The 25,050-nt window shown below is 69.7% G+C and carries 25 protein-coding genes; 20 read left to right on the top strand and 5 right to left on the bottom strand.

Features of this window, described 5'->3' with window-relative positions; translation table 11 throughout:
- Positions 1-2: 2 nt before the first annotated feature.
- Entirely contained in the window at positions 3-1,259 is a 1,257-nt protein-coding gene (locus FK267_RS13585; protein WP_232622558.1) for a hypothetical protein, read from the bottom strand.
- A gap of 618 nt (positions 1,260-1,877) precedes the next feature.
- Between FK267_RS13585 and rpsP the strand changes: the two genes are divergently transcribed.
- The 12 genes from rpsP to FK267_RS03680 all read left to right on the top strand — a co-directional run bounded on the left by rpsP (position 1,878) and on the right by FK267_RS03680 (position 12,489).
- Complete coding sequence (gene rpsP, locus FK267_RS03735; RefSeq protein WP_070512919.1) at positions 1,878-2,360, top strand: 30S ribosomal protein S16; 483 nt, start codon at positions 1,878-1,880, stop codon at positions 2,358-2,360.
- Between the two features lies 1 nt (position 2,361).
- Positions 2,362-2,598: an RNA-binding protein gene (locus tag FK267_RS03730; protein WP_003786440.1), complete on the top strand. Its 237-nt coding sequence runs from the start codon at positions 2,362-2,364 to the stop codon at positions 2,596-2,598.
- 306 nt (positions 2,599-2,904) lie between these two features.
- Positions 2,905-3,450, top strand: coding sequence for a ribosome maturation factor RimM (gene rimM / locus FK267_RS03725; RefSeq protein ID WP_141406348.1), 546 nt, complete (start codon positions 2,905-2,907; stop codon positions 3,448-3,450).
- Positions 3,447-4,865 carry a tRNA (guanosine(37)-N1)-methyltransferase TrmD gene (gene trmD / locus FK267_RS03720; protein WP_141406347.1) on the top strand — a complete coding sequence of 473 codons (1,419 nt, stop codon included), beginning with the start codon at positions 3,447-3,449 and terminating at the stop codon, positions 4,863-4,865. The genes rimM and trmD overlap by 4 nt, the downstream gene beginning before the upstream one ends.
- The gene (lepB, locus tag FK267_RS03715; RefSeq protein WP_141406346.1) at positions 4,862-5,770 is read left to right on the top strand and encodes a signal peptidase I; all 909 of its coding nucleotides are present in this window, start codon (positions 4,862-4,864) and stop codon (positions 5,768-5,770) included. Before trmD ends, lepB (FK267_RS03715) begins: the two co-directional genes overlap by 4 nt.
- Before the next feature lie 243 nt (positions 5,771-6,013).
- Complete coding sequence (rplS, locus tag FK267_RS03710; RefSeq protein WP_003786428.1) at positions 6,014-6,361, top strand: 50S ribosomal protein L19; 348 nt, start codon at positions 6,014-6,016, stop codon at positions 6,359-6,361.
- A 111-nt stretch (positions 6,362-6,472) separates the two neighbouring features.
- Positions 6,473-7,693 carry a signal peptidase I gene (gene lepB / locus FK267_RS03705; RefSeq protein WP_141406345.1) on the top strand — a complete coding sequence of 407 codons (1,221 nt, stop codon included), beginning with the start codon at positions 6,473-6,475 and terminating at the stop codon, positions 7,691-7,693.
- Positions 7,690-8,424 carry a ribonuclease HII gene (locus FK267_RS03700; protein WP_141406344.1) on the top strand — a complete coding sequence of 245 codons (735 nt, stop codon included), beginning with the start codon at positions 7,690-7,692 and terminating at the stop codon, positions 8,422-8,424. The genes lepB (FK267_RS03705) and FK267_RS03700 overlap by 4 nt, the downstream gene beginning before the upstream one ends.
- 95 nt (positions 8,425-8,519) lie before the next feature.
- Entirely contained in the window at positions 8,520-8,828 is a 309-nt protein-coding gene (locus FK267_RS03695; RefSeq protein ID WP_003781502.1) for a DUF2469 domain-containing protein, read from the top strand.
- A 162-nt stretch (positions 8,829-8,990) separates the two neighbouring features.
- Positions 8,991-9,551 (top strand): YraN family protein, encoded by a 561-nt coding sequence (locus tag FK267_RS03690; protein ID WP_075378443.1) that lies wholly within the window; start codon positions 8,991-8,993, stop codon positions 9,549-9,551.
- Positions 9,542-11,113 (top strand): YifB family Mg chelatase-like AAA ATPase, encoded by a 1,572-nt coding sequence (locus tag FK267_RS03685; RefSeq protein WP_075378368.1) that lies wholly within the window; start codon positions 9,542-9,544, stop codon positions 11,111-11,113. Before FK267_RS03690 ends, FK267_RS03685 begins: the two co-directional genes overlap by 10 nt.
- A complete protein-coding gene (locus FK267_RS03680) occupies positions 11,110-12,489 on the top strand; it encodes a DNA-processing protein DprA (protein ID WP_232622559.1) in 1,380 nt (459 codons plus the stop codon). The genes FK267_RS03685 and FK267_RS03680 overlap by 4 nt, the downstream gene beginning before the upstream one ends.
- Positions 12,490-12,625: 136 nt before the next feature.
- Here FK267_RS03680 and FK267_RS03675 read toward each other — a convergent pair whose 3' ends face one another.
- The 3 genes from FK267_RS03675 to FK267_RS03665 are packed head-to-tail and all read right to left on the bottom strand — an operon-like array spanning position 12,626 to position 15,881.
- Positions 12,626-13,891 carry a serine/threonine-protein kinase gene (locus FK267_RS03675; RefSeq protein ID WP_232622560.1) on the bottom strand — a complete coding sequence of 422 codons (1,266 nt, stop codon included), beginning with the start codon at positions 13,889-13,891 and terminating at the stop codon, positions 12,626-12,628.
- The gene (locus FK267_RS03670) at positions 13,891-15,519 is read right to left on the bottom strand and encodes an FHA domain-containing protein (protein ID WP_141406342.1); all 1,629 of its coding nucleotides are present in this window, start codon (positions 15,517-15,519) and stop codon (positions 13,891-13,893) included. The genes FK267_RS03675 and FK267_RS03670 overlap by 1 nt, the downstream gene beginning before the upstream one ends.
- Positions 15,516-15,881, bottom strand: coding sequence for a hypothetical protein (locus FK267_RS03665; protein ID WP_003786411.1), 366 nt, complete (start codon positions 15,879-15,881; stop codon positions 15,516-15,518). Before FK267_RS03665 ends, FK267_RS03670 begins: the two co-directional genes overlap by 4 nt.
- A gap of 455 nt (positions 15,882-16,336) precedes the next feature.
- Between FK267_RS03665 and FK267_RS03660 the strand changes: the two genes are divergently transcribed.
- On the top strand, positions 16,337-17,260 hold the full coding sequence (locus FK267_RS03660; RefSeq protein WP_141406341.1) for a tyrosine recombinase XerC: 924 nt from the start codon (positions 16,337-16,339) through the stop codon (positions 17,258-17,260).
- A gap of 25 nt (positions 17,261-17,285) precedes the next feature.
- Here FK267_RS03660 and FK267_RS03655 read toward each other — a convergent pair whose 3' ends face one another.
- Complete coding sequence (locus FK267_RS03655) at positions 17,286-17,792, bottom strand: M23 family metallopeptidase (RefSeq protein ID WP_232211290.1); 507 nt, start codon at positions 17,790-17,792, stop codon at positions 17,286-17,288.
- Positions 17,793-18,596: 804 nt separating this feature from the next.
- Here FK267_RS03655 and rpsB point away from each other — a divergent pair.
- From rpsB to FK267_RS03620, 7 genes are all read left to right on the top strand, one after another.
- Positions 18,597-19,454 carry a 30S ribosomal protein S2 gene (gene rpsB / locus FK267_RS03650; RefSeq protein WP_003786406.1) on the top strand — a complete coding sequence of 286 codons (858 nt, stop codon included), beginning with the start codon at positions 18,597-18,599 and terminating at the stop codon, positions 19,452-19,454.
- A 115-nt stretch (positions 19,455-19,569) separates the two neighbouring features.
- Complete coding sequence (gene tsf / locus FK267_RS03645; protein ID WP_003786404.1) at positions 19,570-20,409, top strand: translation elongation factor Ts; 840 nt, start codon at positions 19,570-19,572, stop codon at positions 20,407-20,409.
- Positions 20,410-20,680: 271 nt separating this feature from the next.
- Positions 20,681-21,433: a UMP kinase gene (pyrH, locus tag FK267_RS03640; RefSeq protein WP_003786403.1), complete on the top strand. Its 753-nt coding sequence runs from the start codon at positions 20,681-20,683 to the stop codon at positions 21,431-21,433.
- A 155-nt stretch (positions 21,434-21,588) separates the two neighbouring features.
- Positions 21,589-22,146 carry a ribosome recycling factor gene (gene frr, locus FK267_RS03635; RefSeq protein WP_003786400.1) on the top strand — a complete coding sequence of 186 codons (558 nt, stop codon included), beginning with the start codon at positions 21,589-21,591 and terminating at the stop codon, positions 22,144-22,146.
- A 72-nt stretch (positions 22,147-22,218) separates the two neighbouring features.
- On the top strand, positions 22,219-23,148 hold the full coding sequence (locus FK267_RS03630; RefSeq protein ID WP_009407305.1) for a phosphatidate cytidylyltransferase: 930 nt from the start codon (positions 22,219-22,221) through the stop codon (positions 23,146-23,148).
- A gap of 71 nt (positions 23,149-23,219) precedes the next feature.
- The gene (gene rlmN / locus FK267_RS03625; protein WP_141406340.1) at positions 23,220-24,482 is read left to right on the top strand and encodes a dual-specificity RNA methyltransferase RlmN; all 1,263 of its coding nucleotides are present in this window, start codon (positions 23,220-23,222) and stop codon (positions 24,480-24,482) included.
- Entirely contained in the window at positions 24,479-25,024 is a 546-nt protein-coding gene (locus FK267_RS03620; RefSeq protein WP_003786395.1) for a DivIVA domain-containing protein, read from the top strand. The genes rlmN and FK267_RS03620 overlap by 4 nt, the downstream gene beginning before the upstream one ends.
- Positions 25,025-25,050: the final 26 nt, after the last annotated feature.

Genomic DNA, 25,050 nt, shown 5'->3' with positions numbered 1-25,050 from the left:
CCTCAGGACTGCGGTGCGTAGCCGACCAATGTGGAGCCGTCGATCGCGACAATGAAATCCTGGCGCCAGACGGGGATGACTGCTCCACGGGATGTGATGGGCAGAGGAGCCATCGGCGTCTTCGATGCCGTGTCGATGATGAACACCGCACCGATCTCACTGCTGGGGGAGCGGCCGCGTATGGTGAGCGTGCGCTTGTCGGAGCTCAGTTTCCAGGAGCTCTGGAACTGCGCACGAGCCGGGGTGTTCCACGTGGCTACATCGTCGGACAGCGTCAATGGGTATCCATGAAGACTGCAGTGCGTGGCATCGGTGCAGGTGAGGTCGATATCGGCCCAGCTCGTGTCACCCGACTCGTAAGCGGCCCTGAACTGGGACAGCGAGGGTTGGTGGCCATCCTTGATGAGGAGGGACGCAGTGGAGCCCCTGAGGGTGAAGGACTCCGCGGGTGCCCCATTCTTGGAGAAGGTGGATGCTGTCGAGCTGTCTGGATCGATGGTGACCCAGCCGTCACTAGCGGAAAGCAGCTGAATGGGGCGCCCTTGACCGTTCTTCTCCGGTGAGAGGGTCACAAGGGAGCCGTCGCTCGTCGAAAGAACTCCGATTTTGGAAGAGTCTTTGGGGGAGCTTTCAACGGACACCGCGATCGACTCTGATGATGGTGTTCCATCGGCATGGTGCCAGAGTGGGTGGACTGATGTGAAGTCGTAGGTCTGCTGCCAGCGCTGAGTCGGCTCGCCATTATTCCAGTCCCAACCCGTGCAGGTGCTGTTCGCGTCCGAGTACGAGGAGCTGCATGAGACGGCTGTGTTGTCATTGGCGACGAAGCTTAAAGACTGGAAACCCGATGGGAGTTCAGTCGTCTTTCCTGTTGTGGGGTCAAGAACCTGGCCGTTCAGTAGCAGTTTCCCTCCCCACCAGTGTCGGTAGCCGGTGGTGAACGTATATCCTAGCGACGTCGACCAGATCTTCTTGGGAGTATTGCCTTCAATATGGAATCCTGTCAGATCTGCCTTATCGTCGTTCTTGTGGTGAATGACAACGATATAGTGCCCGCACGCGTAGGTGTCCCACGTGAAATCGTTCTCCCAAGCCGGGAGGCCGGTGTCAAGACTCCACGTCTTCTTCCATGAAGAGCCTTCCGTTTGATGTCCTTCCATCTCGCAGGAGGCAGGCGGAGGTGGTGGAGGAGAGGCGCTCGGTGCAACGTGTGACGTGGAGTTCACGGCCACCCGCCCCGCAATGACCAGTGCCGCCACGCAGAAGGTTCCAAGAAGGATTGCGGGCCACAGCCCTACTGTGTGGTGGGGCTTCACGGACTGTGCGTTCCCGGTCAGGGGCTGTGGGGTGCGCCGGGGGCGCTTCGGTCCGGTCGTGGCGCTCTCGTGGTCGGCGCCTGAGGGCAGTCCGTCCGTCGAGGGGGTGCTGGGAGGGCGGATCGACGTCGGAGTGCCCTGTCCGGAGCGTGGCGGTCGGATCGATGAGCTCTTGCCGGGTGGCTGGATGCTGCGACTGCTGAAGGAGGGGGGCCTCATGAACGAAGCATGCCCCGATTTCGCACGTAGTGCCGGGGGTTTTGACCGGTGCGGCCCGGATGGGCTTGAGTGTGTTGGCATCGCCACCCGGCCGAACCGTGAATTCCGTTCAGCGCTGTTGTCGGCGACAGTTGTGGGCGATCTCGCACCGAGTGGTGGGGCGGCGCCCCGGCTCGGGCTGGCGACCTCCTCGGAGGCTCTGGCAGAATGTCCGGCTGTACTCGGTCGGACGTCGGTCCCTCTCCCGGCCCCGGTCGCGTCTCGGCTCACGCCGGAAACCGTTGCTTGACCCCACCGGGGACCAGCGCGCGCCAAACCATCCAGAACCAGGAGTTCAACCAAGTGGCAGTCAAGATTCGCCTCAAGCGCATGGGCAAGAAGTTCGCCCCCTTCTACCGGGTCGTCGTCCTCGACTCCCGCAAGAAGCGCGATGGCCGTGTCATCGAGGAGATCGGCGTCTACGACCCGATGCAGGAGCCCTCGCTCATCAGCATCGACTCCGAGCGCGTCCAGTACTGGCTCGGCGTGGGCGCTCAGCCCTCCGACGCTGTCTACAAGCTCATTAAGATCACCGGCGACTATCACCAGTTCAAGGGCCTCAAGGGTGTCGAGAGCACCCTCAAGGTCAAGGACGCCGACGCCGCCGCGGTCGCCAAGGAGGCCGCGGTCAAGGCCGCCGCCGACGACGCTGAGAAGCGCAAGGCCGCCGCCGCCAAGGCCAAGGCCGACGAGGAGGCCGCTGCAGCGGCCGAGGCCGCCGAGTCCAAGGCCGAGGAGTCCGCCGAGGACCAGGCCTCCGATGAGGCCGCCGCCGAGGAGGCCTGAGATGCTGGCCGACGCCCTCGAGCACCTCGTACGGGGCATCGTCGACAACCCTGACGACGTCACCGTCACCTCCCGGTCGCTGCGCCGCGGCGACCTACTGGAGGTGCGGGTCAACCCCGAGGACCTCGGCCGAGTCATCGGCCGCTCGGGCCGTACTGCTCGAGCACTGCGCACAGTGGTCGGAGCGCTGGCGGACTCGCCGGTGCGCGTCGACGTCGTCGACACCGACCGCCGCTGAGCGCAGGGCCTTCAGGTCAGTGCAGTAGGCCGCCTCGGCCTCGGCCGGTCTGATCGATCAACGCCGGTGCCCGGTCCCCGCCCAAGGGGGTCGGGCGTCGTCGTCCTTCGGGGCGGGCGCTCCTGCGCCGCCGGTGGCGACGACCGCAGCCGGCCGGGAGCCGTATCGAGTTGGCCAACCTCACTCCGGCGGTGCGCCACCTCATCCCCGCGGCCGATGGGAACGCAGACCACGGCGCGGTAGGTTGGCCGCAGACATCCAGACCTTCCGGACAAACCGTTCCATGCCCCGATCCCAGGAGAACAGGTGCTGCTCACCCTTGCTGTCGTCGGTCCCGCCCATGCCCTCAAGGGCGAGGTGCGTCTCGAGATCCGTACCGATGACCCCGAGGGCCGTCTCGCACCTGGAACCACCGTCCCCACGGAGCCGGCCCACGCGGGCCCGCTGACGGTCAGCCGTCTGCGTTTCGACGACTCGCGCTGGTTCGCCACCTTCGAGCAGGCGCGCGACCGCACGGCTGCCGAGGCCCTGCGAGGAGTGAGGCTCCTGGTCGAGACCGACGACGACCAGGGCGGTGAGGGCCCTGAGGACTCCGAGGAGGCCTGGTACCGCCACGAGCTCGTCGGTCTACGAGCGTTGAGCGTCTCCGGTGAGGAGCTGGGAGAGGTCACTGACGTAGAGCCCGGTGTCGCCCAGGACCGGCTCGTGGTCACCACTCCTGAGGGGGACGATGTGGCCGTGCCCTTCGTTGAGGCTCTCGTACCGGCCATCGATCCCGAGGCCGGCACGGTGACGCTGGCCCCGCCCGGTGGCCTGTTCCCCGGACGCGGCCAGGCGGAGGAGGCCCGGTGAGGATCGACGTCGTCACCATTTTCCCCGACTACCTCAAGGTCCTCGACCTCTCCCTCATCGGGAAGGCGGCCGACCGCGGCCCCCTCGACCTGCACGTCCACGATCTGCGCGACCACGCCCACGACCGGCACCGCACCGTTGACGACACGCCCCTGGGCGGTGGGGCCGGTATGGTCATGAAGCCCGACGTGTGGGGCGAGGCTCTCGATGAGGTGCTCGCCGTGGACACCCCCGGTGCGCCCCGTCAGGTCCTCATCGTCCCCACCCCCGCCGGGGAGGTCTTCACCCAGCGCACCGCCGAGGACCTGGCCGGAGCCGAACGCCTGGTCTTCGCCTGCGGCCGCTACGAGGGCATCGACGCGCGCGTGCCCGAGCACTACGCCTCCCGCGGCATCGAGGTGCGCGAGCTGAGCATCGGCGACTACGTGCTCAACGGGGGAGAGGTCGCCACCATTGTCATGATCGAGGCCATCGCCCGACTCCTGCCCGGGGTCCTGGGCAACCCCGAGTCCCTGGTCGAGGAGTCCCACGGAGTCGCCGGCCTGCTGGAGTACCCCGTCCACACCCGCCCCACCCGGTGGCGAGGCCTGGAGGTCGACCCCGTCCTGCTCTCCGGCGACCACGGCCGTATCGCCCGAGCCAGACGGGACCAGGCCCTCACCCGCACCGTCGAGCGCCGACCCGACATGATCCGGGCCCTGGACCCCGCCGGCCTGGATCGTGAGGACCGTGCGCTCCTGGCTCGCCTGGGGTGGGCGGTCCCGGCCGGGGCGGACCACCCGGTTCCGGTGCGCCTTCGCAACGCCACCGCCGACGACGCCCACGCCCTGGCCGAGCTCGCGGCGCGCACCTTTCCCGATGCCTGCGGCAACGTCATCGACCCCGAGTTCCTCGAGCGCCACATCGCCACGAACCTGGTTCCCGAGCTGTTCGCCACCTGGGCCGACGACGACCGCGTCGACCTCATTCTCGCCGAGCTGCTGGAGCCCCCGTCAGTGCGGGACGGCGGCCTCGAGGGGAGGGCGAGCACGAGCACCGCTCCGGCCTTGGTCGGCTACACCGCGGTGCTGCGCGAGGAGGCCGACTCCGACGGGGAACAGCCCCACGGGATCGACCCCCGTCCCGCCTGCGTGCGGCCAGCCGGGGGAGAGGGCGTCGGCGAGCTGTCCAAGGTGTACGTCGACGCCGCCATGAGGGGATCCGGGTTGACCCCCGCGCTCATGGACGCCGTGACACGCCAGGCCGGCGCCCACGGAACAGACCTGCTCTGGCTCGGCACCCACGTCACCAACAAACGCGCCCAGAAGGCCTACAAGCGGGCCGGCTTTCGCCAGGTCGGCACCCGTACCTACAACGTCGGTGGCCAGGACGCCCACGACGTCGTCATGACCCGGCGGACAGGAGAAGGCCTATGAGCAGCGCACCCGACCAGAGCCCTCAGGGCAGGATCCATGATGAGGCGGATGAGGACGTGACCTCGGGCAGTCACCTGCGGACCGACCATGACCGCCGGAACAACCACCGTCACAAGGACCGCGCCGGTGACGACAAGGCCGGGGCCAGCGAGGCCGCTGAGCCGGCCTCGCTGGGGGAGCGGATCGTCTTCCGCCTCAAGCAGTGGGGCATTACCCTGTCCTACCTGGTCGTCGCCGTGGCGATCATCGCCCTCATCCGCACCTTCATCATCCAGAGCTTCACCATCCCGTCGGGCTCGATGGAGAACACCCTCAACGAGGGCGACCGTGTCACCGTGACGATGTACGACTCCGACAAGGTCCACCGGGGTGACGTCGTCGTCTTCACTGACCCGGACCACTGGCTGACGACCCAGGAGCCCACTGGCCTGCAGGGCGCCGCGCAGGACTTCCTCGTCGCGATCCGTATCTTCCCCCAGAACGCCGGCCACCACCTCATCAAGCGGGTCATCGGAATGCCCGGTGACCACGTCGTGGCCGACGGGAAGGGCTCCTTGACCGTCAACGGCGTCGAACTCCATGAGGGCTACCTCAAGCCCGGCCGGTCGGCCTCCGAGGTCGCCTTCGACGTCACCGTCCCCGAGGGCTACATCTGGGTCATGGGAGACAACCGCTCCAACTCCTCGGACTCCCGCTACCACCAGAACGATGTCCATCGCGGCTTCGTGCCCCTGAGTAACGTCGTCGGCGTGGCCAAGAACGTCGTGTGGCCGTACTCCCACTGGTCCAGCCTCACCTCCGGCCAGGAGGTCTTCTCCCAGGTGCCCAAGCCGACGTCAACCCCTGCGGCTGTGCCCACCGGAGCGGCCGCGCCGGCGAGCAGGCTGGCGGGCTCCGGGGACTGATCGCCCCGAAAGCGTGCTGGGGCGTGAGAAAGGCGTGAACTCAGGCACGTCGAGGCTGACGCACTCGTCCGTTGACTGAGCCTGTGGCAAACTGAGCGGGCACTTGGGTCCTGCGGCTCCTCTGCCACTGGGGAGGCGGCCGCTGCGAAGGAGCCCAGGGGCGTCCACCTCCGGCGCTGCCCCCTACGGCGCGGCGCCGCCGAACCAGCACTCCTGACCAGTGGCACGGGTGTGGAGAGAAACATGAACCTGATCGACGAGATCAACGCCGCATCACTGCGCGACGACATCCCCTCCTTCCGTCCTGGGGACACCCTCAAGGTCCACGTCAAGGTCGTTGAGGGATCGCGTACCCGCGTCCAGGTCTTCCAGGGCGTCGTCATTGCGCGCCAGGGCGGCGGCGTCTCGGAGACCTTCACCATCCGCAAGGTCTCCTTCGGTGTCGGTGTCGAGCGCACCTTCCCCGTCCACACGCCCTCCATCGAGAAGATCGAGGTCGTCACCCGGGGCCAGGTCCGCCGCGCCAAGCTGTACTACCTGCGCAACCTGCGCGGTAAGGCCGCCAAGATCAAGGAGCGTCGCGAGGACTGAGCGCCTGCACTCTCCAGGCGGCGCCCGGAGCCCACGGGTTCCGGGCGCTCGCCATCTCCCACCGCCGTGCAGCGGTGGACCCATGTCCATCAATTCCGGGGAAGGAGCACGGTGAGTCCGGTGCAGGATGGGGCCGACGACGTCGGGCTGGACCTGAAGCGGGCCGATCCCTCTCAGATCGGCCGGACCTCCAGGTCCGCGATCACACCGGCCTGCAGCTCCCCGTCAGCGGACTCCCCCCAGGAGAGCCGCACGGCTCCTGAGGCCGCCGAGGAACCTCCCAGTGCGGCCCCGGTCGACGACAGCGAGCAGTGGGACTACGACCCGTTCATCGACCCCGACGCCGAGCCCGAGCCCGATGACGAGCCCACCGAGCTGCCCCCTTCCATCCCGCCCCGCCGGCAGGTGGCCCCCGCCATCCCCCCGCCGCAGACCAGCCCCCTGTACCAACGGGTCATCAGACTGGTGCTCGTCGTGGTCGTCGTCATCCTGGTGCCGGCTCTTCTACGGTCCTACGTCGTCCAGATCTACGAGATCCCCTCGGGCTCCATGGAACGCACCCTGCGTGACGGGGACAAGGTAGCCGTGCCCATGTACGGCTCCGACGACGTCGAGCGGGGTGACGTCATCGTCTTCTCCGATCCCGACGACTGGCTTCACGTCAAGGAACCGACGGGACTGCGCGGCGCCACCCAGAGGCTCATGGTCTCCGTGAACCTTCTGCCGGAGAACACCGGCCATCACCTCGTCAAACGGGTCGTCGGTGTCGGCGGCGACCATGTGGTCGCCGACGGGAAGGGGACACTGCGCGTCAACGGAGTCGCGATCAAGGAGCCCTACGTCAAGGACGGTCAGTCCCCGTCTCTGACCTCCTTCGATGTCACCGTCCCCCAAGGCTACGTGTGGGTCATGGGGGACAACCGCTCCAACTCGGCCGACTCCCGCTACCACCGTGACGACGCCCATGGCGGCTTCGTGCCGCTCAAGAACGTCGTCGGGGTGGCCAAGGTGGTCTTCCAGTGGACGCATCTGAGCCGGTGGGGGCTGCTGTGGGGAGGGGAGCGCGCCTTCTCAGACGTCCCGGCGCAGGAGGCGACGCCGTCGGCACCTCCCTCGCCTCCCGCTGCCCCCACGGGTGACGGGGAGACGGCTTCTGAGGAGGAGGCCCCCTCCCCGGCCCCCGAGGGCAGGGACTCCGATGACGTTGGCGCTGGTGGCGAGGGGGCCGGTGTTGATGACGGGCCGCAGACCGGACCCGGCGGGCCGGCCGACAGCCCGGACGTCTCCGCACACTCCTCCGGCCAGGAGCAGGCTGCGGGGAGAACGAGGTGAGTCCTCGAGGACGCACCCGCCCCGACCGGTCCCTGGAGAAGGCGCTGCTGGAGACCTACGACTACGTCGGCGGTCTGGACGAGGTCGGTCGCGGGGCCCTGGCCGGACCGGTCAGTGTCGGGCTGGCGATCGTGGCGCGGCGCACCGACGATGACTTCCCCGAGGGACTCGCCGACTCCAAGCAGCTGACGGCCCGGGCCCGAACCGGCCTGATCGAGCCCGTGCGCGGCTGGCTCGTGGACCACGCCGTCGCCCACGCCTCACCGGCAGAGATCGATGAGCACGGCATCATCGGGGCCCTTCGGGTGGCGGGTCTGCGGGCCCTGCAGCAGGTCGCTGATCGCGGTCACGCCCCCGGCGTCATCATCCTCGACGGCGTGGCCGACTGGCTCACCGCTCCCCAACCCGACCTGCTCACCGCCCTGGAGAGCACTCATGCCCCAAAGGACAGTCCCGAGCCCGCTGAGGTTCCCTCCACCCCGCCGGTGCGCATGGAGGTCAAGGCCGACGCCCGGTGCGCCGTCGTCGCCGCGGCCAGTGTCCTGGCCAAGGTCGAACGCGACCGCCTCATGGCCGATCTCGATGACCCCGGCTACGGCTGGGCCTCCAACAAGGGCTATGCCTCACCGGCCCACATCCGGGGACTCACCTCCCTGGGGGCCAGTGACCAGCATCGACGCAGCTGGCACCTGCCCGGCCTGGACAAGCGCCACGCTGACGGCGCCGCCTGACGCGGGTGTGCGGCCCCGGGGGCGAGGTGCGGGCAGGGCCGACTCGCCCCCGCTGCCTGCCGCCTCCAGCGGCTGAGGCCAGGCATGATGGCCCGGTGAGCGCAGAAGACCTCGAGTCCTATGAGAACGAGCTGGAGCTCTCGCTGTACCGGGAGTACCGCGACGTCGCCTCCCTGTTCTCCTACGTGGTGGAGACTGAACGGCGGTTCTACCTGGCCAACGCCGTTGACGTCCAGGTACGCACCAGCGGCGGGGAGGTCTTCTTCGAGCTGACCCTCGAGGACGCCTGGGTGTGGGACATCTACCGGGCCTCCCGGTTCGTCAAGTCCGTCCACGTCGTCACCTTCAAGGACGTCAATGTCGAGGAGCTCACCAAGCTCGAGATGGACATCCCCTCCTCCTAGCGTTCTTCCCACGCCGCGCCACCTCAGAAGGCTCCGTTCGGCTGTCCCTCCCCGCTCGCCGGGGGCCACAGCTCGTCTTCTGACAGCGCCTTCCACAGAGCCGATCGGGCCATGACGCGCACCGGCTGATCCGGCCTCACGCTAGTGGCGGAGGTGATCGGGATGACCGAACAGGTCGTAGCAGCCACAAGGGGACGAACGGTGATCGCAGCCAGGTGCGGCGATCACGCGCTCACGCCGCCGTTCCAGGGCCCAGGAGGCGCAGGAGCTGTCCGCGCAGGGGCGTCCCGCCAGAGCACCGGACGGCGTGGAGAGGATCTTGCCGCCACCTACCTGGAGGACATCGGCTGGCAGGTCCTGGAGCGCAACTGGCGTCCGGACCACGGCCTGCGCGGAGAGCTCGACATCATCGCCCTGGAACCCGGTCATGTGCACCGTGAGCCGGGCAGTGAGTCCGTCACCGACCCAGCTCAGGGGTGGGCAGGAGCAAGGCTCGTCATCGTCGAGGTCAAGACCCGCAGCTCCCTGCGCCAGGGGCCGCCGGCCGCCGCCGTCGACGCCCGCAAGTTCGCCCGACTGCGGGCCCTGGCTGCCGCCTGGGCGAGTACCCACGAGACCCCGCCGCACGCCGGCATGCGCCTGGACGTCGTCTCCATCCTTATGCGCGACGCGCGTCCTGCGCTGCTGCGCCACCACCGGGCGGTGGATGCGTCATGGGGCTAGCTCGCACACTCGCTGTGACGCTGACCGGGCTGGCCGGACACATCGTTGAGGTCGAGGCTCATGCCGCCCAGGGCCTGCCCGGATTCACCCTCGTGGGCCTGCCCGACGCCGCCGTGCGTGAGTCGCGCGAGCGCGTCCGGGCCGCGTTGAGCACCTGCGGCGTCACCTGGGGTGAGCAGCGCCTGACCGTCAACCTCTCCCCAGCGGACCTGCGCAAGACCGGGACCGGGCTGGACCTGGCGCTCGCCCTGGCCGTCCTGGGGGCCCGCGGTCGGCTCGGACGGAGCACGGCCGGGCTCCTGGGACGGACCGTCTACATCGGCGAGCTCGGGCTGGACGGCTCCGTGCACTCGGTGCGCGGTGTCCTGCCCAGCGTCCAGGCCGCGGTGGCCGCTGGGGTCGAGGAGATCGTCGTCGCCCAGGAGGCCGCGGCCGAGGCCGAGCTCGTCCCCGGCGCCCGCGTCACCGCCGTCAGGCACGTCGGCCAGCTCGTCGAGCGTTATGGAGGGCGCCTGAGCGCGGCCGTGGCCACCGCGCTGGAGCAGATCACCGAGGCCGCCACAGACGATGCCCCCACGACCCCGCCGCGGGATGCCGAGCAGCCGGACCTGGCCGACGTCGTCGGGCAGTCCGAGGCCCGCCAGGCCCTCGAGGTCGCCGCCGCCGGGGGACATCACCTCATCATGGTGGGGCCCCCGGGGACGGGCAAGACCATGCTCGCTGAGAGGCTCCCCTCCATCTTGCCGCCCTTGGAGCAGGCCGACGCCGTCACCGTCACCTCCCTGCACTCCGTGGCCGGCATCTTCGACCCCGCCCGCGGACTCATCACCCGGCCGCCGTTGCGCGCGCCGCACCACACGGCGACCCGGGCCGCCGTCGTCGGGGGAGGCTCAGGCCTACCCCGCCCCGGGGACGTCTCCCTGGCTCACCGCGGGGTGCTCTTCCTCGACGAGGCCCCCGAGTTCAGCGCCGGCGTCCTGGACTGCCTGCGCCAGCCGCTGGAGTCGGGAGCGGTCACCATCGACCGGGTGGGCGGGCGTGCCAGCTACCCGGCCGCCTTCCAGCTCGTCCTGGCCGCCAACCCCTGCCCCTGCGGCAAGGCCGGCGGTCGGGGCCTGGAGTGCACCTGCACCTCCCTGCAGCGGCGGCGCTACTTCTCACGACTGTCCGGTCCACTGTTGGACCGGGTCGACATCCAGGTCGAGGTCGGTGCCGTCAGCGCCGCCGACCTCGCTTCCGCCGGCCATGGAGAGTCCAGCGCCGAGGTGGCGCGGCGCGTCCTGCGTGCCCGCCGGGCCGCGGAGCGCAGGCTGGCCGGCACCCCGTGGCGCCTCAACGCCGAGGTCCCCGGCTCCTACCTCAGAGGACCCGACGGCGGACTCAGCGCTCCACTCAGCCGCCGGCTCATGACCGCCCTCGAACGCGGCGACCTCTCCCTGCGCGGGGTGGACCGGGTCCTCAGACTGGCCTGGACCCTCGCCGACCTCGAGGGGCTCGACACCCTCTCCCTCGCACACATCGGGACCGCCCTGGCCCTGAGAACCTCAGGAGTGCGGCCATGAAGCCCATGACGCCCATGACACTGCCCTACGACATCGACGATCCGGCGTTGGCACGCGCGACCTGGTCCCGCCTGGCTGAGCCCGACAACGCCACCGCAGCCATGGTGGTGGGCCGGCTCGGGCCGAGTCCCGCCCTGAGGTGGCTTTTGGAGGAGGCCATCGACCCCTCCGGACAGGTGCGCGACTCCCCGCGGCCACCGGTGCCGCAGCCGCCCCCGGGGATGTCCGGCTCCGCCGATATCAGCGCCTGCTGGGCCCAGGTCGCCGCCCGGTGGGCGCCGCGCCTGGAGGGACTCGATATCCGCCGTGAGCTCGATGTGCTTGACCGCCTGGGTGGCAGCCTCATCCTCCCGGGGGAGCCCTGGTGGCCGCCGGGACTCGACCAGCTTGAGCACCCGCCTTTCTGTCTGTGGGTGCGCGGCGACCCCTCGCTGCTGGTCAACGCCGGGGACCTGAAGGACAAGGGCCTTGAGGGAGGCGAGCCCGGGGCCGTCGGAGACGACGAGGCTCCACGTGTCGCGGGTGCTGGTCATCCTGTACGTGAGCAGCGGATGCCGGTGGGACCGGCCAGCGGACTGTGCCTGGCACTGGTGGGGGCCCGGGCCTCCACCCGCTACGGGGAGGCGGTCGCCACCTCCCTGGCCGCGGGGGTGACGGCCAAAGGTGGCCTCATCGTCTCCGGGGGAGCCTTCGGCATCGATGCCTGCGCTCACCGCGGGGCACTGGGCGAGGGACCAACGGTGTCAATCTCAGCCGGGGGAGTGGACCGCCTCTACCCGCTGGGAAACACCGGGGTGCTGGAGGCAGTCATCGCCTCCGGGGCCCTGGTGGCGGAGGTACCGCCGGGCTGTCAGCCCGGCCGCCACCGGTTCGTCTCACGCAACCGCGTCATCGCGGCGATCTCGCAGGCGACGATCGTGGTGGAGGCGGCCTGGAGATCGGGCGCCCTGTCCACTGCCCACCGCGCCCTCGAGCTGGGCAGGCAGCTGGGAGCCGTTCCCGGCCCCGTGACCTCCATGTCCTCGGTCGGATGCCACCGGCTCCTGCGCAAAGGGGCGGTGTGCATCACCGATACCGACGATGCCCTGGAACTGCTGACGCCCCTGGGCACCGTCGACGCGGACGCCGCCAAGGAGCAGGACCCCGAGCTGGCCGGTGGTGGGCTCCTCGACGGCCTGGACCCGGCCGCCTCGCTGGTCCTGGACGCCATGCCGGCCCGGGCCGCGGCGAGTACCGAGTCCATCGTCCGCTCCGCCGGGCTGTCCCCGAAGGAGACCACCTCGGCACTGGGGATCCTGGAGCTCTCAGGGAAGGTGGAACGCACCGCCTCCGGCTGGAGGCGACGCACCCGGAAGGGCACAGGTGGTCGGGACTGAAGAGCGCCCTGCCACGACGGCGGGACCATGATGGACAGGTCCTGCCCCACCCTTGTGAGGCATGCGAGCGACATGCTCCGGTGCGCCTGAGCCAGGGCTCGGCGGGTGAACTCGTCATGATCGCTCCTTCTTCCATTCACATCACCGACCACACTCCGATCGCGCTCAGGCAGACCATGACGGCGGCGCCCACCACGGTGACGGCCACGGCTCGCCCCGACGGGCGGCTGCGCCGCCGCTGCAGGCCCGCCTCGGCCTCCTGCGAGCCCGGGTCGTCTCTCGCGACCTCGGCCTCATCGCCCTGGGGCGGGAGAGCGGAACCGGGCCGGGGACGGTCGCACAGCGAGGCGGAGCCGGTGGGCTGGGCCTTGACACGACGAGGCGCGAAGGTCGTGGCGGCGTCGTCGTGCCGGTGTGCGGCGGGCACGGCTCTGGTCGGCCCGTCCGGGTCCACTATGACGGCCGGCCGCAGCATCGTGGAGTCCTGGTTCCGGTTCCCGCTCGTGTGTCGTCCGGACGCTTCCTCCATGACATCGAGCTGGGTGATGGCCAGGCACAGGTCGGTCTGTACCTGTTGCAGCGCCCGAGCCAGGGCGATGGCGCTGGCATACCGTCCGCGAGGAGACTTGGCCATCGCCATGGCCAGGATCCGCTCGAGCTGCTCGGGTATGTCGTGTCGCCCGATCGGGGGGATTTGTCGGTGGAGCACTCGGTCGATCATCGAGAGCTGGTCGTTGCGGTCGGCTCCTGAAACATCGACGTGGGGTGAGCGTCCCGCCAGCAGCGTGTAGATGGTCGCGGCCAGGGCGTAGACATCCGAGGCCGGAGTCAGGCTCTCCCGGTCGAGCTGCTGCTCGGGTGAGGCCCACGGCGGGGACGCCCCTCCGAACTCGTCCTTCTCGATGCTGAGCCCGATGGGCGCGGCGATCCCGAAGTCGCCGAGCACCGGACGCCCGAAGGGGGTGAGCAGGATGCTGGCAGGCTTGATGTCGCGGTGGAGGTAGCCGACCCGGTGAATGGTCTCCACCGCGCCCGCCAGCTGGATACCGATCTCCAGGGCGCGTGTGAGGGACAAGGGCTGCGAGGCGGCCAGCTTGCCCAGGTGGGGAGGGGGACAGTACTCCATGATGAGGTAGCTGCGCTCTTCCTCCACCGTCCCGGCCCCGTAGACCGACACGATGGAGGGGTGCGATGACAGACGGGCCATGAGGTCCGCCTCGGTGGTGAACCGGTGGTGGTCTCGCTGGCTGCCTCCTGGCCGCAGGATCTTCACCGCCACGTCGCGGCGCGGCACCCGCTGCTCATACAGGAAGACATCGGCGAAGCCCCCGGCGCCCAGGAGGCGCTTGGGGCTGGCTCCGGGGATCGGCGGTCCCTGCGGGGCGGAGCTCGGGGAGGACATCACGCCTCACGCTCCACTGTCAGGGTGGTGCCATCACCGATGTCGATGATGTCGCCGGCGCGCAGGAGAAGCTGCTGGTGCTCGGGCACGCGGCGGGGCTCCTCCCCGGCGCGCAGCAGGAAGGTCCCGTTGGTGGAGCCCAGGTCCTCCACGCGCATGTCCCAGCCTTCGACCCTCACGGCGCAGTGAGTCTTCGAGATCGCCTTGCCCGGGCTGGGGACGGTCAGCAGGCGGGGGCGCTGAGCGGCGGTGCTGCTCGTGCCCTGGGGCAGTCGGCCGATGATGACATCAGTGTCCAGGATCGCCGTGGCGCCTGAGGAGACACGCAGAACGCCCAGGACCGGTCGCTCGACCTGGCCGGTCCTGGAGGTGATGGTGCTGTCGCACTCGCGGCACGAGGAGGCGTGCACCGGATTGGGGTGCCCCGCCTCGCAGAAGACGGCCATCACGCTGGGGCCGGTGCCGGAGGGCTCGTCGAGCCCGGTCTGCCCGCCTAGTGCGTTCCTGGCGGCATGAAGTCCTGCAGCCGAGACGGTGCGCCCGTCGTGCTTGCCCTGCGCGCCCGAGGGCGCTGAGCCATTCGAGGACGCTGCATCTGCGCCGCCGTCCGGGGCCTGCCGCTGAGCCGGGAGCGGCTCAGCGGCCTGTGACGAGTGTCGGCCGGAGGCGCTCTCGCCCAGAGGGGAGGCCCGGTGACGTCCGGGCCCTGCGGCGAGCTGGGCCAACGGATCCATGTCCTGAGAGGAGGCCGGGCCGACGACCGCCTCGGCCCCCTGCATCATCGTGCGCTCAACAAGACGACCGGTCTTGTCGTCCTGGGCCTGCTGTCCATGCGCCTGCGGGGCTGCGGCCTCGGCCGCCGGAACGTCGTCGGGTCCCAGCACCGCGGCCGGATCCCCCGCCCCGGTCCCCTGCGGGGAGCCCGCACTGTCCATCGGGCCCATGGACTGCGGTTCCAGCGTCTGTCCGGGATCGGGGCGGGACTGGTAGGCGGCCTTGCCCTGCTCCTGCCTCGCAGGTAGCGATGACGACGGCGGTGGGTCGTCCCGCTCGGGGGCGCCGTCGGCCTGAGCCTGTTGGAGGATCTCCTGGGCCGCCGATGGTTGCGGTGCCCCCTGACCCCCGTGAGCGCCGGTCTGAGCCGGTGAGGACAGTGGGAGCTGGTGGTCTCCGAAGCCGATGTGCAGCTGCGAGGCTCGGACGATCCCCGAGCGCAGGGGGAGGAACTCGTCGAGCCCTTCGGGACCGGCTGGGTGTCTGGTGGCCGGGGTGAGCTCGAGGATACACTGGTTGACCCGCTCATAGCGGGACTCCTCCCACACGACGACCTCGGAGGCGCTGAAGCTGCGCTCGCCGTCGGCAGTGTCCAGGTGGAGGCAGAAGCGGCCTCGGGCGGCCACTCGCAGCTCCTGGCCGTCGATGGCCATCATGAGGAAGTCGGGGAGGGTGAAGACCTCGTTGTCGTGCAGCCGGCTCAGGCTTTTGAGCAGGTCGCCGAGGCAGCGGTGCTCACCGAGCTCGGTCCACATCGCCTCCAACGCCTGCGCGCTCCCGTCGAGGGCGAGAACGCCGCCGTCCCCGACGGCGACCAGGATGTCGCCGGGTACCCAGCGTGTCAGCATGTTCATGGACGAAACCTCCTGGAGACGAGGGTGGGGACGGTGGAGCCGGAGCCGGTGGCCCGGGGCGGCGTGATGTCGTCGATCTGCGTATAGGTGTCCGAGGAGGCGTCGGACATGACGACCTGGGAGCCGGACTGGTCGACGCCGAAGCTCGTCGAGGAGGTGCGCAGGCCCCTGTTGAGCGTCTGCGAGCGGTAGCTGAGGTGGGCGACCATCGCCATCCTCCCGTTGGTCGCCCGCACTCCACCGTCATGAAGATCGACAACATGGGTGACCATCCCCGGGTGCAGGACGACGGCGACCAGAGCGGCAGCGGTCAGGACCGCGATGACGCCGACGTGGACGCCGCGCCTGGAGAACCGTTTCACAGTGCTGCGCTCCAGCAGGAAATAGGGATGAGCCAGGAAGGGATGGAGTTCGTCAGAACGACCAAGATTTTAACTTCCTCGTTGGACGGCAACAAATGTCCCGAATGTGGGGAAATACAGAGGAAGAGTGGATTTTTCGTTGGGATCAAGGAGAAGGGGAGGTTGGTATCCGTAGTGCCGCCTGGATGGTTGTTATGAACTTGTGATTCGAATGGTGAGATTGTGCGTTGAATCAAGGTGGCGATTGTCTGTCCGGCGGAGATAGTGATCTGAGGCGGAGGTGGTTAGTGGCGAGGGCGTCGCCGAGACCCCCGTGCTCGGGCAGAGCCGGGGCGCGTCAGAGCGGCGTCACCGGGCCGTGCGCTGCCGATGCCTACGGCGCGTATTCCGTGGAGGGCCCGTCCCGGCGCCGTAGTCTTCAGGTGTTCTTGTCGCCAGCAGGGAGGAGGGAGCACATGCCGAGGACGCGCGCCGATCTGCTCGACTCCTACCGCAGCTACCTGGCCCTGCAACGGGACCTGTCCGGGCACACCGTGCGCGCCTATCTCGTCGACATCAACGACCTGCTGAGCTTCCTCGGTGTCGGTGAGGGTGACGCGGAGCCAGTCGACGCCGCCCTGGCCAACCTTGACCTGGCGGATCTGCGGGACTGGCTCGCCGCGATGGCCGCGAGCGGTCACTCGCGCGCCACCCTGGCCCGCCGCTCGGCCTCGGTGAGGACCTTCTCCTCCTGGGCCTTCGAGACGGGACTGCTCACCTCCGACGTCGCCGCGCGTCTGCGCGCGCCCCGCGTCGACAACCGCCTGCCCGGGGTGCTGACGACCCAGCAAGCCTCGCAGCTGCTCAAGACCGCCTCGGACCTCGCCTCTGACGGGCACGTCCTGGCCGTGCGTGACCTGGCCATCATCGAGACGCTCTACGCGACCGGAGTGCGGGTCTCCGAGCTCGTCGGCCTGGATGTCGCCGACCTCGACCACTCCCAACGGACCCTGCGAGTCCTGGGGAAGGGCCGTAAGGAACGGACCGTCCCCTACGGGCTGCCCGCCGCCAAGGCGCTGGAGACATGGCTGCATCGGCGCGGTGAGATCTGCGCCGTCGATGCGGGAGGCGCCCTCTTCCTCGGGGCGCGGGGGCGACGTATCGATCCCCGGGCGGTGCGCGACGTCGTCCACCGCCTGTGCGCGGCCGCCCAAGTGCCCGACCTGGGCCCGCACGGACTGCGGCACAGCACCGCCACCCACGTCCTGGGCGGGGGAGCGGACCTGCGCAGCGTCCAAGAGTTCCTCGGCCACTCCTCCCTGGCCACCACCCAGCGCTACACCCACGTCTCGGCTGAGCGCCTGCGCAGCGTCTACGAGCAGGCCTTCCCCCGCGCCTGAGCGGAGCCCTCGTGGGGCTGCGTTCTCAGTGAAGGGGCTTGAGACGGATGACGGCAGGTTGCAGCAGGCGCAGCGGGTTGATGTACGTCTTGGGGCCGGTGCGCGCCCCCCAGTGCAGGGCGCAGACCCCGTCCGAGCGGTGCCCCGCCAGCAGGGTGCCGATGATCTGCCCCGCAGCCACCGTGTCACCGGCGCTGACGGCCGGTTCGACCGGCTCATAGGTGGTGCGGATCCCGTCGGCGTGGTCGATGGATACTACGGGGCGCCCGGCCACCATGCCGGCGAAGGCGACCGTCCCCGCGGCGGCGCTGCGGATCTGCGTGCCCTCAGCGGCCGCAAGATCCACTCCCCGGTGTCCGCGTCCCCACACGACGGCGGGCGGGTCGAAGTCCTCCACCACGGTGGCTGGCGCGCCGGTCGGCCACTGATAGCGGCCCCGCGGGCGCCGGGGACCCGCAGACCGGTCCGTCGGCGCCAGGCCGGCCGTCCCCGTGCCATTAATGAGCGGGGAGGAGGGGCTCAGGCGTGTCACGAGCGAGGTTGACGAGCTCAACCAGTGGGCCGCCCCGGTCGGCCCAGACGCGCTGCCCGCCCGCTCGAGAGGCAACGGGCCCTGCGCCCACGGAGCCCGAACCCTGGTCACGGCAGTGCTAGTGGCTGGGCCGGGGAGAGTGCTCATGCCCTGAGCCGGTGGAGCACCGGGCAGCGCGGCCAGTGAGCCGCAGGCGATCAGGGCCGTTGCCAGCGCCGCAAGGCGGCGGGACGAGTGGTGGGCAGGAGAGGACGACGTGCGAGGATCTCGGAGGTGGCGGCTTTGTCGAGGCTGCTGTGGCTGCATGCCCTCAGAGTGCGCGCCGAGCGGCCCTCGGCGCCGGGGGCGTCGTCGGCCCTGTGGAAAGCCCCGTGAGGAAGGCTGCCTGTGGTGACCGGAATGACTCCGAATACCGCTGATTCGGCCTCGGCGGCTGGTCCAGTCCTGTGGTAGCCTCGCCTCCGCAGCATTCTGCGGATCGCTCCGGCGTCAGTGGGAAACGGGCCCGGAATGCTGACTTCGCGTGCCTGCACCCGAGCATCTCGGGACGTCCCTCCGGGCGACACGGTCGCGGTCCCGGTCATCACGGTTCGCCACGGTGAACGGGTGGCCGTGCGTCGCAGGCACCAGGCCCCATCCGCGCCGGCTCCCAGCCGGTCACCGGCTCCGGTGCGCGTTCGCAAGCGTGCGGAACCACGGGGAAGAACCCAGAAGAAGAACCCTGGGACGCGTCCGGGCGCAGCTCGGCCGTCCCCCGAATGATCGTGCGTCGAGCAACCTCTCGGCACACACGGAAGGACCGTCATGGCCGTCGTTACCATGCGCCAGCTCCTTGACAGCGGTGTCCACTTCGGGCACCAGACTCGTCGCTGGAACCCCAAGATGAAGCGCTTCATCCTCACCGAGCGCAACGGCATCTACATCATCGACCTCCAGCAGTCCATTGAGGGCATCAACACCGCCTACGACTTCGTCAAGGAGATCGTCGCTCGCGGCGGCAACATCCTGTTCGTCGGAACCAAGAAGCAGGCCCAGGCCGCCGTGGCCGAGCAGGCCCAGCGTGTCGGCATGCCCTACGTCAACCAGCGCTGGCTGGGCGGCATGCTCACCAACTTCTCCACCGTGCGCGCCCGCCTGGACCGCATGAAGGAGCTCGAGCAGATCGACTTCGACGACGTGGCCGGCTCCGGCCGCACCAAGAAGGAGCTGCTCATGATGCGCCGCGAGAAGGACAAGCTCCAGCGCACCCTGGGCGGTATCCGCGACATGAGCAAGCTCCCCGCGGCCGTGTGGGTCGTGGACACCAAGAAGGAGCACCTGGCCATCTCCGAGGCCCAGAAGCTCGGGATCCCGGTCATCGCCATCCTGGACACCAACTGCGACCCGGACGAGGCCACCTACGGCATCCCCGGCAACGACGACGCCATCCGCGCCGTCACCCTGCTCACCCGTGTCGTCGCCGACGCCACCGCCGAGGGCCTGCTGGCCCGCTCCGGCGGACGCGCCCGCACCGGTGAGGAGGCCGAGGTCGCCCCCGCCGACGCCGAGCCGTTGCCCGAGTGGGAGGCCCAGCTCCTCGCCGGAGCCGAGGCCGAGGCCGCCGAGGTCGCCGCTGAGGTGACCGAGGCTGTCGCCGAGGCCCCCGCCGCCGAGCAGGCCTGAGCTCGGGCTCACCACCTCAGCTCCTCGCTCACAGCGCGGCGTCCCCGCGCTGTGAGCACCTCTCACTCGTCCTTTTTCACACGTCTATTAGTCACTGACTGACCAGGAGACATTCATGGCGAACTACACCACCGCTGACATCAAGGCGCTGCGCGAGAAGACCGGCGCCGGCATGCTCGACGTCAAGAAGGCCCTCGACGAGGCCAACGGCGACGCCGAGAAGGCCATCGAGATCATTCGCGTCAAGGGCCTCAAGGGCATCGCCAAGCGCGAGGGCCGCGCCGCCTCCGCCGGCCTCATCGCCGCCAAGGTCGTCGACTCCGGCAACGGCCAGGTCGGCGTCCTCGTCGAGATCAACGCCGAGACCGACTTCGTGGCCAAGAACCAGAAGTTCCTCGACTACGCCGAGCAGGTCCTCACCGCCGCCCTGGACTCCGGCGCCACCGACGCCGAGGCCCTGGCCGAGGTCGAGGTCGACGGCTCCACCGTCAAGGAGCTCACCGACGGCATGCAGGCCGTCATCGGCGAGAAGATCGTCGTGCGCCGTGTCGGCCGCCTCGAGGCCGACAAGATCGAGCTCTACCTGCACCGCACCAACCCCGACCTGCCCGCGCAGGTCGGCGTCCTGGTGGGCACCGACGCCAAGGCCGCCGAGGTGGCTCACGACGTCGCCATGCACATCGCCGCCTACTCCCCGGCCTACGCCACCCGTGAGGACGTCCCGGCCGAGGTCGTGGACAAGGAGCGCGCCATCGCCGAGGAGACCACCCGCGCCGAGGGCAAGCCCGAGAAGGCCATCCCCAAGATCGTCGAGGGTCGTCTCAACGGCTTCTTCAAGGAGAACGTCCTGGTCGACCAGGCCTTCGCCAAGGACCCCAAGACCACGGTCGGCAAGGTCGTCGAGGCCACCGGTGGCGAGCTGACCGGCTTCGTGCGCTTCCGCGTCGGCGCCTGATCCGCTCACTGATCGGGGCGGGGGCGCGAGCATCATGCTCGCGCCCCCGCCCCGTTCTTCCCCTCTCACTCATCGACATCCCTCACCGTCTGCTCCCCGGGGCGCCCTCCGCGAGCACGTCTTCTGCGTGGGCCTGGTCCCTGGCACGGTCCCATGGCACGGCCCCATGGTGTGTCTGACCGCCGGGGTTGACGCTCATCGTGGCCCGGTGCCCACCCGGACGGGGTAGGCTGTGCCAAGCCTGCCCACCGAACCCAGGAGACATAGCGCAATGAGTCATGAACCGGCTCGTGACGACCGCGTCGCCCACGGCACGCACCCCAGACGTGTTCTACTCAAGCTCTCCGGTGAGGTCTTCGGCGGCGGAGCCATAGGCCTGGACCCCGACGTCGTCTCCGACGCCGCCCGCCAGATCGCCGAGGCCGTACGCGCCGGAGTCCAGGTCTCCGTCGTCGTCGGAGGCGGGAACTTCTTCCGCGGCGCCGAGCTCTCCTCGCGCGGCATGGACCGCGCCCGCGCCGACTACATGGGCATGCTGGGAACCGTCATGAACGCTCTGGCCCTGCAGGACTTCATTGAGAAGGCGGGGGTGCCCGCCCGTGTCCAGACCGCCATCGCCATGGGACAGGTCGCCGAGTCCTACATCCCCCTGCGCGCCATCCGCCACATGGAGAAGAACCGCGTCGTCGTCTTCGGCGCCGGTGCCGGCCTGCCCTACTTCTCCACGGACACCGTCTCGGCCCAACGCGCCCTGGAGACCCACTGCGACGAGCTGCTCGTGGGCAAGAACGGGGTCGACGGCGTCTACACCGCCGACCCCCGCAAGAACCCCGATGCCCGGCGCCTGGACCAGCTCACCTACGAGCGCGCCCTGGCCGACGGCCTCCAGGTGGTCGACGCCTCCGCCTTCGCCCTGTGCCGCGACAACGGCCTGACCATGCGCGTCTTCGGCATGGGGGAGCCCGGCAACATCACCCGAGCCCTGCTGGGTGAGAGAATCGGGACACTCGTCAGCTGCGACTGACCCGGCTGCGAGCTCAGACGGGCCGCCGAGGGCCCCTTCGAGCTCCGTGACCGCATGCAGCGCAGACGGCCGGCACACCCTCCCAACCCGCAGCCATCCCCGCGATGGCCGATCACTACCTGACGAACCCACGACCGCCCAGTAAAGGAAGCACCATGATCGACGACGTCATGCTCGAGGCCGAGGACAAGATGGACAAGGCCCTCCAGGCCGCCAAGAGCGAGCTGGCCACCATCCGCACCGGCCGCGCCAACCCCTCGATGTTCAACGGGATCGTCGTGGACTACTACGGCGCCCCCACCCCGCTCCAGCAGCTCGCCTCCCTGACGATCCCCGAGGCCCGCACCGTCCTGGTCAGCCCCTTCGACCGCTCCGCCATGAAGGACATCGTCACCGCCATCCGCGAGTCCGACCTCGGCGTCAACCCCACCGATGACGGCACCGTCATCCGCGTCACCCTGCCGGCACTGACCGAGGAGCGCCGCAAGGACTACGTCAAGCTCGCCCGCTCCCGCGCCGAGGACTCCCGCGTCCAGGTGCGCGGTATCCGCGGCAAGGCCAAGAAGGAGCTCGAGGCCATCAAGAAGGACGGCGAGGCCGGCGAGGACGACGTCAAGCGCGCCGAGCACGAGCTCGACGGCCTCACCAAGCGCTTCGTCGAGCAGATCGACGCCGCCCTGAGCGCCAAGGAGGCCGAGCTGCTCGAGGTCTGAGCCGCCTTCTCCCGGGAGCGGCCGCGCCACCGTCCGGCCTCCCGCCCTGTCCCGTCAACCCCTGTGAGCCCCGTGTCGCCTCTGCTGAACCCGCGCCCCACGCGCAACCACGACCCCCTGCCCGCCACCGGGCGGGCGGGACGCAACCTGCCCGCCGCCATCGGGGTGGCGGTCGTGCTCATCGCCGTGGTCCTGGGGTCCCTGGCCTTCTACAAGGTCATCTTCGTGGGCGTCGTCGTCCTGGCCGTGTGCGGGGCGCTGTGGGAGCTGGCGGCGGCCTTCGCCCGCAAGCGCATCCGCCTGCCCCTGGCGCCGCTGTGGTTGGGGACCCTGGGAATCTCCGTGTGCGCCTGGGAGGTGGGAGCAGAGGCGGCCTTCGGGGCCTACGTCGCCACCGTCGGCGCCTGCGTCCTGTGGAGCTTCATGGACCAGGCCGAGGCGGAGGTCGGCACCGTCCTGGAGCAGGCCGGCCACGACATCCCCCGCACCGAGGCCCACGACGAGGTCCGCCGCTCGCGCTCCAGCGCCGCGGCCGCCTCGGTCTTCGCCGCCACCTACCTGCCCTTCCTGGCCGGCTTCGCGGTCCTGCTCCTGGTGCAGGAGCACGGAGTGGGAAAAGTCATGATGCTCATCGCCCTGGCGGCCGCCAACGACACCGGCGGGTGGATGGCCGGCATCACCTTCGGCCGTCACCCCCTGGCGCCCTCGGTCTCACCGAAGAAGTCCTGGGAGGGGCTCATGGGCTCCCTCATCGCAGCCGTCGCCACCGGTGCCGGCTGCGTCTGGGCCATCGGCGGCCCCTGGTGGACCGGAGCCGCACTGGGCGCCTGCACCGTGATCGTCTCCACCCTGGGAGACCTGGGGGAGTCCCTGCTCAAGCGTGACCTGGGACTCAAGGACATGGGCACGCTCCTGCCCGGGCACGGCGGAATCATGGACCGGCTCGACTCGATCCTCGTGGCCGCTCCACTTGTCTACGCCTTCACCCTCCTGGTGAAATAGGGACGCATGCCGCACCCACCCCTATCGACCAGCCCGGCCCTCCCCAGCCCCGGGACACGAGGAGCACGAGCGTGAGTCCATCGCGAGCACAGCAGCGCCCCCGGCGCTCGCAGCCCGTCAGCATCACCGGGCGGCCGCATGACGGCCGGGTCCAGGTCATGCCCACCGACCAGCCCCCGGAGGGCGCCACCAGCCCCGACGCCAAACCGCGCCTGTCCTTCGCGGTGCCCGCCGCGCGCGGCAAGGCCCCCCGCCACCTGGCCGACCTCGACCTGTCCGGGCGCAAGGCCGCCTGCAAGGACTCGGGCCTGCCCTCCTTCCGGGCCGACCAGCTCTCACGGCACTACTTCACGCACTTCACCCGCGACAGTGCGGACATGACCGACCTGCCCGCCGCCCAGCGCGAGCAGCTGTGCGCCGAGCTGCTGCCCGAGCTCATCACCCCGGTACGCGCCCTGCGCGCCGACGGCGGGCGCACCATCAAGCACCTGTGGGAGCTGCACGACGGCGTGCGCGTCGAGAGCGTCCTCATGCGCTACAAGGAGCGCACCACCCTGTGCGTCTCCTCCCAGGCCGGCTGCGGCATGGCCTGCCCCTTCTGCGCCACCGGTCAGATGGGCCTGACCCGCAACCTGTCCACCGGGGAGATCGTGGAGCAGGTGCGCCACGCCGCCCAGGCCTCGGCCGCTGGGGAGCTGACCGGGGGACCGGCCCGCCTGTCCAACGTGGTCTTCATGGGCATGGGCGAGCCGATGGTCAACTACAAGAACGTCGTCGGCGCCCTCCACCGGCTCATCGACCCGGCCCCGGAGGGCTTCGGCCTGTCGGCGCGTGGCATCACCGTCTCCACCGTGGGACTCGTCCCCCTCATCCGCCGACTCGCCGGCGAGGGGCTGCCGGTGACCCTGGCCGTCTCCCTGCACGCCCCCGACGACGAGCTGCGCGACGAGCTCATCCCCGTCAACTCCAAGTGGAAGGTCGGCGAGCTGCTCGACGCCGCCCACGACTACTTCCTGGCCACCGGCCGGCGCGTGTCCATCGAGTACGCGCTCATCAAGGACATGAACGACCACGCCTGGCGCGCCCAGCTGCTCGCTGACGAGCTCAACCGCAGGGACACCGGATGGGCCCATGTCAACCCCATCCCGCTCAACCCCACTCCGGGCTCCATCTGGACCTGCTCGGAGGTTGCGGTTCAGGATATGTTCGTCGACACGCTCCGGCGTGCCGGAATTACCACGACAGTGCGAGACACTCGAGGCAGCGACATCGACGGTGCCTGCGGTCAACTCGCGACCGAGGTACTCAACCAGGAGAGGGTCAAGACGACATGAGCGACATGTTCCCCAAGTCAGCGCTCCTGCGACCGGGCTACCGCCCCGAGCAGGTGGACCGCTACTTCGAGACGGCTCACGAGATCTACGACGCCGGTGAGCTCGACGAGATGGACTCCGAGGGCGTGCGCACCGTCGCCTTCGACGTCGTCCTGCGCGGCTACCAGCCCCAGGCCGTGGACGCCGCCCTCGACCGGCTCGAGGCCGCCTTCCTCCAGCGTCGGCGCGCGGCCTTCGTGGCCAAGAACGGTCGCCAGGCCTGGATGGACCAGGTCACTCAGCTCGCCACCACCCTTTACCCGCGTCTGCTGCGCCCGGCCGGCGAGCGCTTCGCCCCGGCCTCCGGGCAGGGGTACGACAAGACCGACGTCGATGCCCTCATGGACCGTATCGCCGGCTACTTCGACTCCGACACCACCCTGACCTCCAGCGAGGTGCGCGGAGCGGTCTTCCGTCGAGCCCGGGGGAACAAGGCCTACGGGGAGCCCAGCGTCGACCGTTACCTGGCGCGCGTCGTCGAGGTCCTGCTGTCCGTCGAGTGAGTCACGCCCGTCGAGCCCGTCCTGAG

The sequence above is a fragment of the Actinomyces oris genome (assembly GCF_006546825.1).
Classification (GTDB): Bacteria; Actinomycetota; Actinomycetes; order Actinomycetales; family Actinomycetaceae; genus Actinomyces; species Actinomyces oris.
Note: the sequence above shows the minus strand (reverse complement) of the source record. Positions and strands in the feature narration are given on the sequence as shown.